Source organism: Rhodococcoides sp. S146-33 (assembly GCF_059489205.1).
In genome coordinates this window covers 886,935-903,041 of the sequence record NZ_JCAJWY010000001.1, presented here as the reverse complement: position 1 = coordinate 903,041, position 16,107 = coordinate 886,935, and the positions used below count along the sequence as shown (strand labels likewise).

Annotated in this window: 12 protein-coding genes; 4 read left to right on the top strand and 8 right to left on the bottom strand. The window is 64.8% G+C overall.

Annotation, left to right across the window (positions count from 1 at the left end):
* Window positions 1–64 precede the first annotated feature (64 nt).
* The 3 genes from AC5WEY_RS04295 (at window position 65) to AC5WEY_RS04285 (ending at window position 3,059) form a co-directional block, all read left to right on the top strand.
* Window positions 65–1,063, top strand: coding sequence for a ParA family protein (locus AC5WEY_RS04295; RefSeq protein WP_057478366.1), 999 nt, complete (start codon window positions 65–67; stop codon window positions 1,061–1,063).
* Window positions 1,064–1,067: 4 nt separating this feature from the next.
* Window positions 1,068–2,177 (top strand): ParB/RepB/Spo0J family partition protein, encoded by a 1,110-nt coding sequence (locus AC5WEY_RS04290; protein WP_495644822.1) that lies wholly within the window; start codon window positions 1,068–1,070, stop codon window positions 2,175–2,177.
* Window positions 2,178–2,378: 201 nt separating this feature from the next.
* Entirely contained in the window at window positions 2,379–3,059 is a 681-nt protein-coding gene (locus AC5WEY_RS04285) for a hypothetical protein (RefSeq protein ID WP_057478364.1), read from the top strand.
* A 15-nt stretch (window positions 3,060–3,074) separates the two neighbouring features.
* Here the strand turns inward: AC5WEY_RS04285 and AC5WEY_RS04280 are convergent, their stop codons facing one another.
* The 8 genes from AC5WEY_RS04280 to AC5WEY_RS04245 all read right to left on the bottom strand — a co-directional run bounded on the left by AC5WEY_RS04280 (window position 3,075) and on the right by AC5WEY_RS04245 (window position 14,517).
* Window positions 3,075–4,268, bottom strand: a complete 1,194-nt coding sequence (locus AC5WEY_RS04280; RefSeq protein WP_057478363.1) for an N-acetylmuramoyl-L-alanine amidase — start codon at window positions 4,266–4,268, stop codon at window positions 3,075–3,077.
* Window positions 4,269–4,403: 135 nt separating this feature from the next.
* Complete coding sequence (gene trxA, locus AC5WEY_RS04275) at window positions 4,404–4,736, bottom strand: thioredoxin (protein WP_495644821.1); 333 nt, start codon at window positions 4,734–4,736, stop codon at window positions 4,404–4,406.
* Between the two features lie 45 nt (window positions 4,737–4,781).
* Window positions 4,782–5,771: a thioredoxin-disulfide reductase gene (gene trxB, locus AC5WEY_RS04270; RefSeq protein WP_495644820.1), complete on the bottom strand. Its 990-nt coding sequence runs from the start codon at window positions 5,769–5,771 to the stop codon at window positions 4,782–4,784.
* A gap of 127 nt (window positions 5,772–5,898) precedes the next feature.
* Window positions 5,899–6,636 carry an RsmA family anti-sigma factor gene (locus AC5WEY_RS04265; protein WP_495644819.1) on the bottom strand — a complete coding sequence of 246 codons (738 nt, stop codon included), beginning with the start codon at window positions 6,634–6,636 and terminating at the stop codon, window positions 5,899–5,901.
* A 59-nt stretch (window positions 6,637–6,695) separates the two neighbouring features.
* Complete coding sequence (gene sigM / locus AC5WEY_RS04260) at window positions 6,696–7,277, bottom strand: RNA polymerase sigma factor SigM (protein ID WP_057478361.1); 582 nt, start codon at window positions 7,275–7,277, stop codon at window positions 6,696–6,698.
* A gap of 99 nt (window positions 7,278–7,376) precedes the next feature.
* Window positions 7,377–11,564, bottom strand: a complete 4,188-nt coding sequence (locus AC5WEY_RS04255; protein ID WP_495644818.1) for a lipid II flippase MurJ — start codon at window positions 11,562–11,564, stop codon at window positions 7,377–7,379.
* Window positions 11,561–13,963, bottom strand: coding sequence for a glycoprotein (locus tag AC5WEY_RS04250; RefSeq protein ID WP_495644817.1), 2,403 nt, complete (start codon window positions 13,961–13,963; stop codon window positions 11,561–11,563). Before AC5WEY_RS04250 ends, AC5WEY_RS04255 begins: the two co-directional genes overlap by 4 nt.
* Window positions 13,960–14,517, bottom strand: a complete 558-nt coding sequence (locus tag AC5WEY_RS04245) for an NUDIX hydrolase (protein ID WP_495644816.1) — start codon at window positions 14,515–14,517, stop codon at window positions 13,960–13,962. Before AC5WEY_RS04245 ends, AC5WEY_RS04250 begins: the two co-directional genes overlap by 4 nt.
* Before the next feature lie 101 nt (window positions 14,518–14,618).
* On the opposite strand from AC5WEY_RS04245, the gene AC5WEY_RS04240 reads away from it, so the two are divergent.
* Window positions 14,619–16,085 (top strand): CCA tRNA nucleotidyltransferase, encoded by a 1,467-nt coding sequence (locus tag AC5WEY_RS04240; protein ID WP_495644815.1) that lies wholly within the window; start codon window positions 14,619–14,621, stop codon window positions 16,083–16,085.
* Window positions 16,086–16,107: the final 22 nt, after the last annotated feature.

Below are 16,107 nucleotides of genomic sequence, written 5' to 3'. Positions count from 1 at the left end.
TCAGTCCCGCGCTCGTCCCTATCGATCGTTTTGAACACAGTCAGTTCCGCACTAAGGAGCACATATGTCGGGTGGGTCCGATTCCGCTGTTTCACGTGAAACAGCATCCAAGAAGAACGCGTCCGAGTCGTCGGCGGTGAAGAAGACCTCCGACTTCGAGTACACCAACGCGATCTCGCCCGACGACACTCCTATCGGTGCCGCAGCACATCGAGCGAGTCAGGTTCTGCACCCAGGATCGGTGTCGCTCCCGAAGCCGGCGAAGCGTCGCATGCTCACGATCGCCAATCAGAAGGGCGGGGTGGGCAAGACCACGACCGCCGTGAATCTGGCTGCCGCGCTCGCTCTCCAAGGCCTGACGGTTCTGGTGGTCGATCTCGACCCCCAGGGCAACGCCAGCACCGCTCTCGGCGTCGAACACCACTCCGGTGTGCCGTCGAGCTACGAGGTGCTCATCGGTGAAGTCAGCGCCAAGGATGCAGTGCAGAAGAGCCCGCACAGCGACCGTCTGTTCTGCATTCCGGCCACGATCGATCTTGCTGGAGCAGAGATCGAGTTGGTGTCGATGGTTGCCCGCGAAGGCCGGTTGAAGACAGCTCTCTCGGTCGAGGAGCTTGCCGGTATCGATGCGGACTTCATTCTGATCGACTGCCCCCCGTCACTGGGCCTGCTGACTGTCAACGCGCTCGTGGCGGCAACCGAGGTACTCATTCCGATCCAATGTGAGTACTACGCACTCGAAGGTGTGGGACAACTCCTGCGCAATATCGAGCTGGTGCAGTCGCATCTGAATCCAGAACTTCACGTCTCCACGGTGATCCTGACGATGTACGACGGCCGCACGAAGTTGGCGGACCAGGTGGCGGAAGAGGTCCGCAAGCACTTCGGGGACGCCGTTCTGAGGGCGGTCATTCCTCGAAGCGTGAAGGTATCGGAGGCACCCGGATACGGCATGACGGTCCTCGATTACGACCCCGGTTCACGAGGTGCGATGAGCTACTTGGACGCCGGACGAGAACTGGCGGCGCGGTCGGCCGGCATCGACGAAGCACGAAAGAAGTAAGTAGATGAGTCAAACACGTAAAGGTGGCCTCGGCCGAGGTCTGGCCTCGCTCATTCCGACCGGCCCGGATGCCGGGCCACGCCTCGGCAACGCAGCCGCCGACGTGATTATCGGCGCTGATCGCAATGCGAAGGACAAGCCGGACACGTCCACGAAGCCGAAGCGCACGCCGTCGTCCGACGACGTAACGGAAACCGCTACTGCTCCTACACCGACCCCGCCGGTGCTCAACGGAGACGACTTGTCCCCCGTCGGTGCTGTGTATCGCGAGATCGCACCGGATCGAATCGAAGCCAATCCGAAGCAGCCGAGACACGTCTTCGACGATGAATCTCTGGGTGAATTGGTGCACTCGATCCGCGAATTCGGGCTCATGCAGCCCATCGTGGTTCGACTGGTTTCCGGTACTGCTGCCGCCGGTGACGCAAAATATCAGCTCGTCATGGGCGAGCGTCGGTGGCGTGCGAGCCAGGAAGCCGGCCTCGAGACGATCCCCGCGATCGTGCGCGAGACGGCGGACGACGCGATGTTGCGCGATGCGTTGCTCGAAAACATTCATCGGGTGCAGCTGAATCCGCTCGAAGAGGCGGCCGCGTATCAGCAGCTGCTCGAAGAATTCGACGTGACCCACGAGGAATTAGCCGCCAAAATCGGCCGTTCGCGGCCGGTTGTGACCAACATGATTCGACTGTTGAAGCTGCCGATTCCGGTACAGCGTCGAGTGGCGGCAGGTGTTCTGTCGGCCGGGCACGCGCGTGCGCTGCTGTCGTTGGACGCTGGTTCCGATGCACAGGAGTCGTTGGCCGCGCGGATCGTGGCCGAAGGACTGTCCGTCCGCGCGACCGAGGAAGCCGTCACTCTCGCCAATCGGGAAGATGGAACGACCCCGGAACCGGCGCCTCGACGTAAGCCAATTCAGATGCCGGGGCTTCAGGACGTCGCCGACAGGCTCTCCGATTCCTTCGATACGCGGGTGACGGTCAGTTTGGGCAAGCGAAAAGGCAAGATTGTCGTCGAGTTCGGGTCGGTGGACGACCTCGAAAGGATCGTCGAGATGATGGAAGCACAGAAAAAAAGTAGTGGCGTTTTTTCAGGACCCGCCATACCCGGGTGAAACGTCACTGTGACGTAGCTCCGAATTCGGGGTCCTCGAAAGTTGCGACCGGTGCCCAAAACTATTGTTATGCAACATGTTTCGAGGAGACGGTCCGCGCGAGAGGGTCGACGACCGGATCGCCTACTCTTGTCGAGGAACGAATCGCATCCGAGACAGAATTTTTCCGTTTGAACGACTGCACGAAGGCTGAGGTAAGCGGTGTCGGCGATGGTGACCGGAGTGACTCTCGGTTCGTTCGAGCATCTGCCGTCGCATTCGCGGCGCTGTAGCTTTTGGGTGCTCGATCCTGCCTCGGAGGATTCGTCGGTCGATCTCGAGTTCGAGAACGAAGTGTGGTTGTCGACCATCATGCTCGAGTGGGGATCGTGTGGGCAGGTGTTGTCCGTCGACGGTAAGACGATCGGCTGCGCACTGTATTGCCCACCCCGGGCCGTTCCGCGGGCGAGTACGTTTCCGACATCGCCCGTCAGTCACGACGCGGTTCTGCTGACGCAACTACGGATCGATTCTCCGGATGATGCCGATCTGCACTCGGCCACGCTGATTCAGGCGGTGGTGGGAGATCTCGTCAATCGAGGTGTTCGCGCCCTCGAAGCATTCGGCATTCGACACAATGCCGACGACGCAGCGCCGGCGGTTCCCAACGCAACCGCGCATCTGACGTGCTCGGCGTCCACGTGCATGATCGAAGCCGATTTTCTCGAGAAGGTCGGTTTCGAAGTGATTGCACCCCATCACCGATTCCCCAGGCTACGACTCGAGCTGGACCGGGATCACGGATGGAAGCAGGATGTCGAATCCGCGTTGGAACAGTTGCTCATAGCAGCGAGCATCTCCGTCGTCGACATCGAACAGAAGTCGACCGTCGGTGCCCGGTGAATATCGACCGGTAGATCAGGGGCGATCGGCGGCGGCCAGTTCCTCGGCGAGCAATTCGGCGAACGTGAAGGTTCCGGTCGGCTGATCGTCCTGACCCAGGAGGTACAGACGTTTCACGGCGATCAGAATTGCCTCGGCGATGATGTCGCGGAATCGCGGATCGCTCAGGACCTCGACGTCGGATTCGTTGGTGAGGTATCCGACGTCGATCTGAATGGTCGGCATATTGGTCAGGCGCAACAGATCCCACGTCCGGCCGTGGCTACGGCAGTCCAGAAGCGGTGTGCGAGCGACGATTTCGCGCTGCACGTAGCTGGTGAGCACCTGCCCGATCATGGACGTGGACCCGTGCGAATTGCCGAAGTGGAAACTGGCGACGCCGTTGGCCACCGGACTGGTACTCGAGGCGCACCGCAGGGAGATCATCAGATCGGCACCCCAGGCATTGGCCGTTTCGGCGCGGTCGGCAACCGAAGGATTGGTGCCACGTGCGCGGGAGAGAAACGTGTCCATTCCGGTCGCAGCCATTCGACCTTCCAGTCGACTGGCCAGGTCCCACAGAATTTCCGATTCGGAGACTCGACCCAATGGTCCGTCGACGATGCGTCCGGTGTCAGCACCGCCGAGATCGGGATCGATGACGATGCGCTTACCGGTCAGCTGCGGTCCAGACTTTCGGACGAGCTCTTCCTCGCTCATGGCATGCGGTGATCCACCGGTGACACGGGTGCCGAGGAGGTCGAGCGAGCGCAACGTCGCCGGTCCACAGATGCCATCCGGGGAAAGACCGATTTCACGCTGGAACGAAGACAAACCCTCGTGGGTGCGAGGGCCGAAGAAGCCGTCGACGCGTTCGTTGTAGAAACCGAGGTCCTGCAGTCGCGTCTGCAAGGAAGCGACGTCGTCTCCGTACAGCGGAGCGGACAACTGGTAGATGAGGGTTCGCGCACCGAGGTGGTACGAGGCTTCTTTCAGAGCGCGATACGTGGCCGGGCCGACGACGCCGTCGACCAACAGGCCGCGGTGCTGCTGGAATGCACGTACAGCACCGCCGAGGGCAGCGTCGAAGACAGAGCCAGGAGCGGTCCAGTGACCGTCGTCCATCGGACCGGGCGGAACCACGGCCTCATGGAGAAAGCCGAGAGCCGACAGGGTGCCGCGGACCTCGGCGACGGCGGGTCCGGAATCGCCGTGACTGAGTTCCTGCATCCTCGAAAGCCTCCAGATCGTTCCGACTACACCGCATCCCGATGCGGCTGATGTGCCGACGCTGGGCATCGGCACATCAGATGATTGTCGCAGAAAGACTGCCTTCCGCTGCAATCCACACGATTCGGAGGTGAATCAGATAACGCCTTCGAGGTCCTTGAGCAGCGCGGCCTTGCCCTTGGCACCGACGATCTGCTTGACCGGCGTGCCACCCTGGAACAGGATGAGCGTCGGAATCGACATGACCTTGAAGTCGCGGGCGGCCTGCGGGTTGGCGTCGATGTCCAGCTTGGCGATCGTCAGCTTGTCCTTGTGCTCGGCGGCGATCTCTTCCAGAACCGGAGCGACCATCTTGCACGGTCCGCACCAGGTGGCCCAGAAATCGACGAGGACGGGCTTCTCGCTGGTCAACACGTCGTCGGCGAACGACGCGTCGGTGATGGTGACTGTGCTCTTGTCGTCGGACATTTCTATCTCCTCGATGTAGGAAGTGGTGTGTGTGACCGGGGCCGGTCAGGCGTTGACGGCGTCGACCGGCTGGTCGGCATGTTCGAGCGTGTTGCTGGTGATGTCGCCCTGCTCGGCCAGCCAGCGCTCGGCGTCGATCGAGGCGGTACACCCCGTACCGGCGGCGGTGATCGCTTGCTGGTAGACGTGATCGACGAGGTCTCCGGCGGCGAAGACGCCCTCGACTGACGTGGCAGACGAGGGAGACGCGACCTTGACGTAGCCGGCGTCGTCGAGGTCGACCTGACCCTTGACCAGTTCGTTGCGGGGATCGTGACCGATGGCGACGAACATCCCGGTGACATCGAGAGTCGTCTTCTCTCCGGTCTCGGCGTGCTCGAGCGAGATACCGGTCACGCTGGTGTCGCCGAGGACTTCGAGGACCTTGGTGTCGGTGAGGAAGCGAATCTTGTCGTTGTTCTTGGCGCGCTCGAGCATGATGCGCGACGCGCGGAACTCGCTGCGCCGGTGCACGATCGTCACGCTACGAGCGAACCGGGTGAGGAAGGTAGCTTCTTCCATCGCCGAGTCGCCGCCACCGATGACGGCAATGTCCTGGTCGCGGAAGAAGAAGCCGTCGCAGGTGGCGCAGGCGCTGACACCGCGTCCGAGCAGCTTCTCCTCGCCCGGGATCGACAGGTATCGCGCTGCTGCACCCATGGCCAGGATGACTGCGCGAGCCTGGTAGGTCTCGCCGCCTGCGGAGACGGTCTTGATCGGACCGGTGAGGTCGAGCTCCTCGACGTCCTCGGTGCGGATGTCGGCACCGAATCGCTTCGCCTGCTCGCGCATCTGCTCCATCAGATCGGGGCCCATGATGCCCTCACGGAACCCGGGGAAGTTCTCGACCTCGGTGGTCGTCATGAGTGCTCCACCGAACTGGGTTCCCTCGAACAGGATCGGCTCCAGCTCTGCGCGGGCCGCGTAGACACCGGCGGTATAACCGGCCGGTCCCGAACCGACGATGATGAGATCGTGAACCTTGGGGGTACTCAATGCAGACCTTCCGATCTTGTGCGGCGTGTTACTGGGCGCCGACAGCCGAGTGCACACTGCACGCGCCGGTCGACGTACATCTGGTCAACACCACCCTAGAGGCAGTTGTTCCCCGGAGAGAGATGTGTCAACCGATATCTCGCCGCGTCAGGACGTCAGGGTTGGTACCACCGCAGTCGTTACCCACCGCAAGGGCGATGAACTGGGCCGGCTGCGCTCCTGCCAGCACCAGTAGGGTTCCGTCTCGGCCGTCGATCCTGACCTGAGTGGATCCGAGAACAGACGTTGCGGGGTCGACGTCGTTGGCTGCGAGACACGCCTCGAGGTCCGCCGGATCCGACAGGGCACCCGCATCACGCTTGCCGAGAATGCTGAATGCGAAACCGGAGTCGAGGTCGGCGGAATCGAGGATCAGCGATCCCTCGGGTGCCGATGATGGTTCTGCGGCAACAGATTCGGGGGCATCCGGGGTCCGCCACACCGCTGCGAACACGATCGAGCCGGCCGCGAGAAGCGCTGCGGCGGCGGCAATTCCGAGAACGACATGACGCCGACGGGAGCGGAGCGGAACGACAACCGGATCGCTGAACTGCGGACCGGATTGCTCGACGGAATGGATGGTGCGATCGATTCGCTCCACGACGTCGGCTGGAATCGACATCGTTCCGGTCGGATCCTCGCCCACCTCGTTCAGTCGAGCCGACACCGCGTCGAGACCGGCAAGGATCTGCATCGACGCCTCGTCGCGTCGAACCAGCGGCCACAGCCGGCTGCTGACATCCTCGGGCAGGGCATCGGCATGCAGTTCGGCCAACAGCTCGGGTGAGAACGGGGCATCGGGTAGCGCATCGGTGCTCGATGACACGATCCTGCCTCCCTTCGCCGAATCTGCTTTCTCTCTCACACGATATAGACGCGAGAGGTCTAGATTCGGTTCCCTGCGTCTTTCAAGTACTCGAGCTGCGTCGACAGTTTGAGTCGACCACGAGCGCATCGACTCTTGACGGTACCGGTGGGAACGCCGAGCAGAACGGCTGCGTCGGCCACCGAGTAGCCCTCCATGTCCACGACGACGACGGCGGCCCGCTGATCGGGCGGCAGGGTCATCAGAGCCTGCCGAACCAGAATGGTGGTTTCCGTCTCGGAGATGCGGTCCCTGGGCGACGCGGGCTCGTGACTTTCGTTCTCGCTCAACGGAACCGAGGGCCGCACTTTGTTCCGGCGGATGCGGTCCAGGCAGGCGTTGACGACGATCTTGTGCAACCAGCTGCGGACGGCGGCATCGGCGCGGAACGATCCGGCCGTGCGATGGGCGGACAGCAGGGCCTCCTGCAAAGCATCGGAGGCGTCCTCGGGTGTGTAGCTGGTGCGCCGAGCCGTCAGCCACAGATGCTCGTGGTGTCGATAGATCAATGTTGCGAATGCGTTCGGCTCCCCGGCCGCATGAGCAGCCAGAAGCTCCGCATCCGTGCGCTCCCCTAGCGCCGAATCGATACGTTCGGTCATACGAAAACGGCTCCCCCCGTGTTAACGCATTGGGGGGAGCCTAGGCCATCGAGACTGCGAAGTACGAAACGAGCCCGTATTGCCTACCGAGCGTCGGTTCTAGGAGTCGAATCCGATCCCGGAGATCGATGTGGCGATGCGTCCGCCCTGCTCTCCGAGTGTGGTGATCCAGACGAGTACGTTCCCGGTGGGCTCGGCACCGTCGAGCGCGATATCGGTTCGTCCGTTCTGCAGGGTGGCTTCACCGAGCAGAGTGGTGTCGCTCAGGCTGGGAGAGTCGTTCGGTGCCGACCTGATCTCGACGACTGTTCCCGGGGACGTCGACTCGATCCACGCATTCTGCAGCGCTGTCGATGGAATCGTCACAAGCAGGCCCACGCCGTTCTTCAGAGCGGGGAACTGCTGGAAGTACGAGTCGGTCGTCCACGCCGTACTGGGATCGTTGTCGATCACGTTGGACGCCGTGCCGGGGTTGTCGGCCGAACCCTGCGGCGAGAAGACACTGACACCGTTCAAGGCAACGGGCCCACCCGTCTCGGCAGGGGGCGCAGCAGTATCGCCTGCGGGAGGTGCCGCGGCCGGAGTGGTGAGGCCGAATTCCTGACTGTCGAGGGGCTCATCCGTGCTGTCACCGGCAATCGAGGTGAACAGCCAGTAGCCGGCGAACGCAAGAATGACGACCGTCAACGCGCCGAGTATGGCGATGGCGATGTTGGTTCTGGTCGATTTGGCCTTCTCGGCAGCAAGTTCCTCGGGGTCGGCGAGCGAATGCCCGCTGGCCCCCGGTGCGCGCTGCCCCAGTCGCAGAGCCGGCATCAGATCGGTCTTGTCGTTGACGACGGCTGCCTGATCGAGGACGTGTTGCACGGTGGCAGCCGTGCGGATGCCACTGTTCTGCTCCAGCGCCCGCACTGCGACCGCGGAAATCTCGAACGGAACGTCAGGACGAACCTGCCTCGGCTCGAGCGGTGCGCCCTTGTCGTCCCGGTCTGCCGGTCGCATGCCGCCGACGCTGCGAGCCGGAGCCGCATCATCGGCCACGACCGATCCGCCGGTGGTGTCGGAGAGCGGCCACCTGGCCGTGATCAAGGCGTAGAGCATTGCACCGAGGCCGCGGACGTCCGAACTCGGATCCGCGTCGGCCAGAGTTGCCGGGAAAGCGAGGACGGCGTTGCCGCTCGAGCTGATACGCACGCGATCGGGGTGGTCGATCGACAGGGCGCCCCCGCTGCGGTGTGCTGCCTCGGCCGCCGCCGCCAGAACCTTGATCGCGCGGGCCGCCCCGGTGGGTGCAGGCACGGTGTCGGCCATTTCGCGCAGTGATCGGCCGGGCGTCCATTCCGCGACGACGATGCCGCCGGAGCTGCCACGCACCACGTCGAGCACGCGGGCGAGCCCGGGCGAATTGATCCGACCCAGGCGCAGTGTGCGCGAGAGGATCGCCTGTGGACCCTCGGTGCGATCGTTGGGTGACGCGGTGGACTGCTGGTCTGCATCGACGAACGTCAGCGCGACCTCGCGGTCCAGCTTGACGTCGTGGGCCTGCCAGAACTTGAGTCCACGTGCGCCGCCGTGCGGAGCCAGGAGTCGGTACCGTCCACCGGCTACAGAGGCACCGGGAATGAGCGTCGGTCCGCGAAGCGTCCGCTCGGGGGCGGGCGCATCTGCACTGCTCGCTTCGGACTTGTCGACAGTGGACTCGGTCTTGGCGGTCGTCGGAGCCGGTGCAGTGTCGTCGGAAACGGACTCGGGCTTCGAGTCCTGGTCTGTCTTCTTGTCGGCAGGGCTGTCGACCGGCAGTTGTGCCTTCGAGATCGAGATGGTCTTGTCGGTCGGTCGCGACGCGAGAGCGGCCTTGGAAATGGAGACCGTTTTATCGACCGGCTTCGGGGCAGGCTTGTCGTCGGTTTTTTCGACGGTGTCGGCCTTGGTGTCGGCTTCGACCGGGTCTGTCGTCTCCGCCGACTTCTCGTTGCCCTTGTCGGAATCAGCAGCAGCGTTCGGTGCCTCCGAGGACGCCGGAGTGGTGGCTTTGGCGGGTGCTGCTGTCTTGGCCGGCTTCGTGGGCTCGGCCTTCACGGGCTCGGCTTTCACGGGGTCGGTGCGGTCCTGGGTGTCGACTTCGACTCCGCCGCTCGTTCGGTCGGCTTCGTTTGCTGGAGACTGTGCCGGCCCCCCAGCAACATCGTCGTCGGTCACTGTCACTCCTTCAGGCGAATATGCCCCGTGTCGTTCTGCTAACGGTCGACCCGCGTGGGCGTGTGCCCCCGGGTGCCGAGGACCAGGGTACGGGAGCCGATCCCGCGCAGTGTCCCATGTGGGCTCGGTTCGAATAACGGGAATCACGCCGGTTTCCGCAGCGGCCAGATCTGCGTCCTTGTCGGCGGGCGCGCCACGGAATCTACGAACGAGGCGGCTCAGTGCCACGGTGACCGCCAGCACTTCGGGAATCTTGCCGTACCAGAGTATCGAGAACGTGATGCCGAGCATGATGACGGCGTCGACCGCGACGCGGACGAAGTTGCCGAGCCAGCCGTTCGTCAGGGCGTCGAGCCCGAGGATTCTGTCGATCGCGAGCATGGCCGCGCCGCCGGCCAGCGAGGCGATGAGGACCAGCCAGATGGTTTTGCCGACATTGGCCATCCGCAGATTGCCCAGACTCTGGTGCAGCAGGTATCCGCCGATGATCGCTCCGACGGTGTAACCGAGGCCGGTGGCGGTACCCAGGAGCAGCACCACCTGCTCGGGCGAGGACGCGACGATCGGAGCGAGTAACGACAGGCCGATCTTGACGACGGTGATGCCGAGGATGATCCAGGTGGGCGTCCAGGCTTTCTCGCGGGCGTAGAACACGCGCAGGTGGATCAGGACCAGGGCATACGGGATGAGGGAGAACGCCGACCAGCTCACCGCCTCGCCGAGCCTGGGTGCGACATCGGCGAAGCGGCCGAACCCGTACAGCGCCTCGCCGACCCACGGCCCCGCGAACGTCAGGAACACGACGATCGGAACCAGTGCGACCATCGTCAGGCGGGTGGCGACCGAGAGATCGTCGACGACAGATGGAGTATCACCGTTGGCGGCGTTGCGGCTGAGTCTGGGCATGATGGCCGTCAGAACCGTCACGCCGAGGATGCCGTAGGGCAACTGCAGCACGATCCAGGCCTGCGAATAGATCACGTTGCTCGCATCATCGGTGCCCGACGCGATCCTGGTGGCCACGACCAGCCCGATCTGGCTGATGACGACGTAGAGCACGATCGCCGCGGCCATCGCGCCGAACTTCTTCAGACGCTCGTCGAATCCCCAGAGCGGGCGCAGGTCGATGCGTTCGCGGCGTAGTGCGGGAATCAGAGCAACGACCTGGGTGATGACACCTACGGTCACGCCGAGGCCGAGAACGAGGATTTTGGGGTTGCTCATCTCGACCGTGCTCAGGGTGATCTCGCCCGGAACGAAGGGGTACAGGGCGAAGACCCCGAGCACGACCAGATTGTTGAACACGGGAGCCCAGGCTCCGGGCTTGAAGTTCTGCCGGGTGTTGAGCACCGCCGTGAGGAGGCCGGAGAGCCCGTAGAACATCAGTGCTGGGAGCACCAGATAGGTGAACGCGATTGTCAGGTCCTCGTTGACCTTCGGATCGCCGTCGAGCATCAGCCGTGCCAGCAACGGCGCGGCTACCGTCGCGGCGAGTGCGACGGTGCCGAGAAGCGCGACCGCGATGGTGAAGAGGCGTCGAACGAATGCCCGCCCGCCGTCGGCGTCCTCTTGCTCGGCCCGAACCAGCACCGGAACGACGATGGCTCCCAGCACCGCACCGAGGACCAGCTCGGAGATCATGTTCGGCAAGATCGTCGAGACGGTGAACGCGCTGGCCAGAGCCGCGCCGAGGGTGGCCGTCATGGCGACCTGCTTGGCGAATCCGGTGATGCGGCTGACCAGTGTTGCTACCGCAATGGATCCCGACGCGGCCAGCAACGACTTCTGCGGCCTCGGTTCGGGCTGCGGTGCGGGTTCTGTTCCGCCCGGCGGAATTTGTGTCGGAGGAACCGTTCCCGACGGCGCTTGGGGGTAGTCCTCGTCCCTGAACCGCGGGATGAGCTGGGTGACGGCGTCGTCGGCGGCGGGCTGGCCGTCCAGCGGCGGCGGTGCCGGGTACGAGCGCAGCTCTGGCCGCGACCGCCGTTCCCAGGGCGCGGACCGCGGTGGCGTCGTGCGTCGGAACACCTGCGATGCGGGCATCCGCGACCTCGGCAGGTCCCCGTCGTACGGGACGTTTCCTGTCATGGTCTCTCGTACCCTTCGTCGGCCGGGTCGGGTTGGCCTCTGAATCGATGCCAGAGTCGTCGACCTGCAAGTAACAGTAGGAGAGCGCCGGCGCAGGCGGTAATTATGGCCAGCGCCTGGCCGTACGCGTTCGACCGTACGGACACCGTGGACACTTCGCCGAGCCTGCTGCCGTCGAGTGTGGTCACGGAGAAGTCGACCGACAGGTTACGTGTGTCGTCCACCTCGGCCGGGACGGTGATGGTGCGTGATCCGCGGGCCGGGAGCTGGTTGACACCCACGTCGCTGATCGTCATTTCCGGCGGCGCATCGACCCGGAGCAGCACGTTGACCGGTATCGGCAGATCGTTACGCGCGACGAGCAGCAACGGGCTCTGCTCGGAGGCGAGGGTGTAGACGCCGCCCGGTGCCAACACGGTCACCGATCCGTAGATGGCGTCGATGCCGATTCGGGTCGCGGCGAGCCGGGTGAATGCCGTGGTGCCGGTCTTCTCGGCCATCGAACTGGCTCGGCCGGCCGTGGAGAGCGCGCGCAGCATGTCCTCGCGCAGCGGCGCCGTGTACAGGCGCGGGGTGAGCGCCGATTGGGGGTCTTCGACCAGCGACTGCATCAGGGTTTCTATCCGAGCGCTCTGCGAACGCACCAGGTCGATGGTGCCGGTATCGAGCTCGGTGGCCGTATCGACGCTGGTCACCGGGGTGCCCGACGTGGGTTCGGACAGCAGTTGGGAGAGCGGGCGGGGCGTCGCCAATCCGGAACGCAGCAGCGAGGACACCGTCGACAGAATGGCCGACGGCTCGTCTCCCCCTGCGGTCCAGTACTGCGGGGGCGCGACGGTGACAGCGCGCCCGGGCCGATCGGTACCGACAAGAGCGTGGTAGTTGACGGCACCGAGTGCGTCCTGCAGGCGCGCCGTACGCGAGTCCGTGCCGAGGTCGTAGCGCTGCTCGGCGGGAGTGAGGGCAGGGGTGGACGGGGTGTCCCCCACCCCGGCCAGTGCCGCTGCGGTGGCCGAGTCGTAGTGGGCGGCGGCCAGCGCCGCGTCTGGATCGGCGGCGGCGTCGGTCGAGAGCAGCTGGGCCATCGGTGCCGATGTCGGCGGGCTGAGGCTGTTGTCGGCTACCAGCACGCTTCCGGTGCCTGCCGAGCGCAGGGCGTCGGCGGTGTCGGCGTCCACGCCCCCGGTGGTGCTCCAGGTGAAACCCCGTGTCGAGGTGATTCCGAGGATGCCGTCGACGACATCCGCAGGCGTGGAGATTGCACTCTGGATCAGCGAGGCGTCACCGATGTCGGCCACCGCCCCCAGGTCTGTCTGTGCGAACGGCAGCGCCGTCACGCAGGTGCTCGACGCGATGGTTTCGAGGCGGGCGAGCCACGCGGTCGCGGCTGCGCTGCCGGTTCCGTCCCGGGCCGTGCTGGCGGGATCGGCCGGGTCATCGACGACGAGGTAGCCGCGGGTCATGTTCGAGACGGTGACGAGCAGGTCGGGATCGATGCCGATACACAGGCTCGACGCCAGGTTGCCGCCGGGATCCAGGCCCGGTTTCGTTGCGAATTCGACCGCCTCGAGCAGCGTGTCGAGCCGACCGCCCGAGGCGAGTTCTTCGGCCAGCTCGTCGTCGATCAGTCGCACGCGCTCGTCGATCGAGCCAGGAATTCCGGCAGCGAGGCGCGGGATGTCGGCCAGTGGCCACAGCACGGTCATCGCGACGGGATTTCGGGTGTTCGGCGGCAACGGCACCGAGTCGGGAGCGACGGGATCCAGCTCACCGGGATTGCGGGGCAAGCCGACGACGGGGAGCAGGAAGCGCGCGTCGTCGAGTCGTGCGGTTCCGCCGTATTCGGGTGTGCCGTTGACGTTCAGCAGCAGCGGGTAGACGCCGGGCGTGTCGATTCCGAGTGACGGTTCGGTGGTGCTGCGCAGCTGCATCGACACGTCGAATTGGCGGCTCTCGTCCTTCTCCAGCGACTCGGCCACCGTGACGAAATCGCCGACGCGGTCGAATCGTTCCTGGTCGAGGGTGAGCGAGGTTCGTAGGCCTGCCGCGGTGTCGATCGCGGCCGAGGCCTGCATGCGGACACTGACGTCGTCGACGCGTCGGTCCCCGGTGTTCTTCACCGTGGCCCGGACGGTCACGAACGGGTCGCTGCTGGTGGTGACGGTCGACGGGGCGACGGTCTCGATGCTCAGCGTCAGAAAGGGATCGCCGGCCTGTGTCCTCGGAGTGTCCGGGACGGCGCTCGTGGTCTCGTTCGTGTCGCCCGCGGAGGCATCGGGTTGGGCTGTGGCGGTCGGAAGCTGTGTGGGGACGACTGCGGCCACACCGGCGGCCGGTGCCACCGCAAGGAGGAACGAGGTCAGTGCGGCGGCAGTGACCTTCCGAGCCCGCACGATCACTTCTCGCCGGGGGTCGGTGCGCTCGAGTCGCCGTTCATGTCATCGATGAGGCGGGTGGCGATGGCGGCGAGTTTGCGTTCGTCCGCGTAGGCCAGTCGCGACGGCAGTTCGCTCAGCGGTACCCAGGCGACTTCGGTGACTTCGAGGTCCTCGTCCGAGAGTTCGCCGCCGAGGAATCGGAGCAGGTAATGGTGGACGGTCTTGTGGACGCGTCGGCCCTCGGTGACGAACCAGTAGTCGATGCTGCCCAGCGACGCGAGGACGGTTCCGCGAATGCCGGTTTCCTCGGCGACCTCGCGCATGGCCGTCTGTTCGGCGGTTTCGCCTTGCTCGATGTGACCCTTGGGCAGAGACCAGAGCAGTCGTCCCCGGCGATCCGTGCGGCCGATCAGGGCGGCGCAGCGAGTGGCGGGCGGACCGTCGAGACCATCGACCACCAGGCCGCCTGCCGAGGTTTCGCGGACGGTCCGCAGTTTGGGTGCTTCGGTGTCGGCGCGTGCCTGACGCCGCCGCGGGTTGCGGCGACTCCTGTTCGATCGTTCGGCAGCAGACACCCGATCCATACTAGTTGCCCATGTGCGCTCTTCGACCGTGCCGCACCGCGGTCAGTGGCCGAGACAATCGTGTCCCCGCTGCGCCAGTAGGCTCTTCCACCGTGGCCGATCAGTCCCTGTCCTCCGTTTCCGCCGAGCAGACCCATGCCCGCCGGGAGAGGTTGCTGGCCGGAGCGGCGGTGACGCTGCGCGAGCTCGCACCGGTGTTGACTCCGCTCGGCGCTCTGTTCGCTGCCGCCGGGCACGAGCTGTATCTCGTCGGGGGAACGGTTCGCGACGCGGTTCTCGGCCGTCTCGGTACCGATCTGGATTTCACCACCGACGCCACGCCCGAGGCCGTTCAGGCGATGCTGTCGGGCTGGGCGGATCATCAATGGGACACGGGCATCGCGTTCGGCACCATCAGTGCGGCCAAGGACGACCAGCAGATCGAGATCACCACCTACCGCACCGATTCCTACGATCAGGTGTCGCGTAATCCCGAAGTGCAGTACGGCAACAGCCTCGACGAGGATCTCGTTCGTCGCGATTTCACGGTCAATGCCATGGCCGTGCGTCTCGGGGCCGACGGCTCCCAGGAGTTCGTCGATCCGCTCGGCGGGATGGACGCTTTGCTCGAGGGCGTACTCGACACGCCGTCGGCACCGGAGGTCTCCTTCGGCGACGATCCCCTCCGCATGCTGCGCGCCGCGAGGTTCGTCTCCCAGCTCGGATTCTCGCTGATGCCTCGGGTGCATCGGGCCATCGAGGACATGGCGGATCAGATCGACCGGATCACGGCCGAGCGCATCCAGGTGGAGCTGGACAAGCTGATGCTCGGGGCGCACCCGATAGACGGCATCGACGTGATGTGCGAGACGGGGTTGGCGCAGCGGATCATTCCCGAGGTTCCCAACATGAAGCTCGAGATCGACGAGCATCACCAACACAAGGACGTCTACACGCACTCGCTGACGGTGCTGAAGCAGGCGATCGATCTCGAGGACGGCGACCCGGACCTCGTATTGCGTTGGGCTGCACTGCTACACGACATCGGCAAGCCCGATACCAAGCGCAACGAGCCGGGCGGTGGAGTGAGTTTCCATCACCACGAGGTCGTCGGTGCCAAGTTGGTGCGAAAGCGTATGCGCGCGTTGAAGTATTCCAAGAAGATGATCGAGGAAGTCTCGCATCTGGTGTTCCTGCATCTGCGATTCCACGGCTACGGGAAGGGTCAGTGGACCGACTCCGCCGTCCGCCGCTACGCCACCGATGCGGGCGAGCTGCTCCCCAAGTTGCACAAGCTCGTTCGGGCAGATTCGACCACCAGGAACAAACGCCGAGCGGCCGCGCTGCAGGCGACGTACGACGATCTAGAAGAGCGCATCGCCCGAATCGCCGAGCAGGAGGATCTGGCGCGAGTACGCCCGGATCTGGACGGCAACGCGATCATGGAATTGCTCGGCATCCCGGCCGGCCCCGACGTGGGCAAGGCATGGAAGTTCTTGAAGGAACTTCGACTCGATCGCGGTCCCCTCTCCCGCGAGGACGCCGAAGCCGCGCTGCTCGAGTGGTGGCCGACGCAGTAGGCGCGTCCCGCGCACGTGCACG

Bases quoted from the DNA above. Each gene is read 5' to 3' on its own strand.
- AC5WEY_RS04295 (WP_057478366.1), top strand. From the start codon at position 65: ATGTCGGGTGGGTCCGATTCCGCTGTTTCACGTGAAACAGCATCCAAG.
- AC5WEY_RS04290 (WP_495644822.1), top strand. From the start codon at position 1,068: ATGAGTCAAACACGTAAAGGTGGCCTCGGCCGAGGTCTGGCCTCGCTC.
- AC5WEY_RS04280 (WP_057478363.1), bottom strand. From the start codon at position 4,268: ATGCAGGAACTCAGTCACGGCGATTCCGGACCCGCCGTCGCCGAGGTC.
- trxA (WP_495644821.1), bottom strand. From the start codon at position 4,736: ATGTCCGACGACAAGAGCACAGTCACCATCACCGACGCGTCGTTCGCC.
- sigM (WP_057478361.1), bottom strand. From the start codon at position 7,277: ATGACCGAACGTATCGATTCGGCGCTAGGGGAGCGCACGGATGCGGAG.
- AC5WEY_RS04255 (WP_495644818.1), bottom strand. From the start codon at position 11,564: ATGACAGGAAACGTCCCGTACGACGGGGACCTGCCGAGGTCGCGGATG.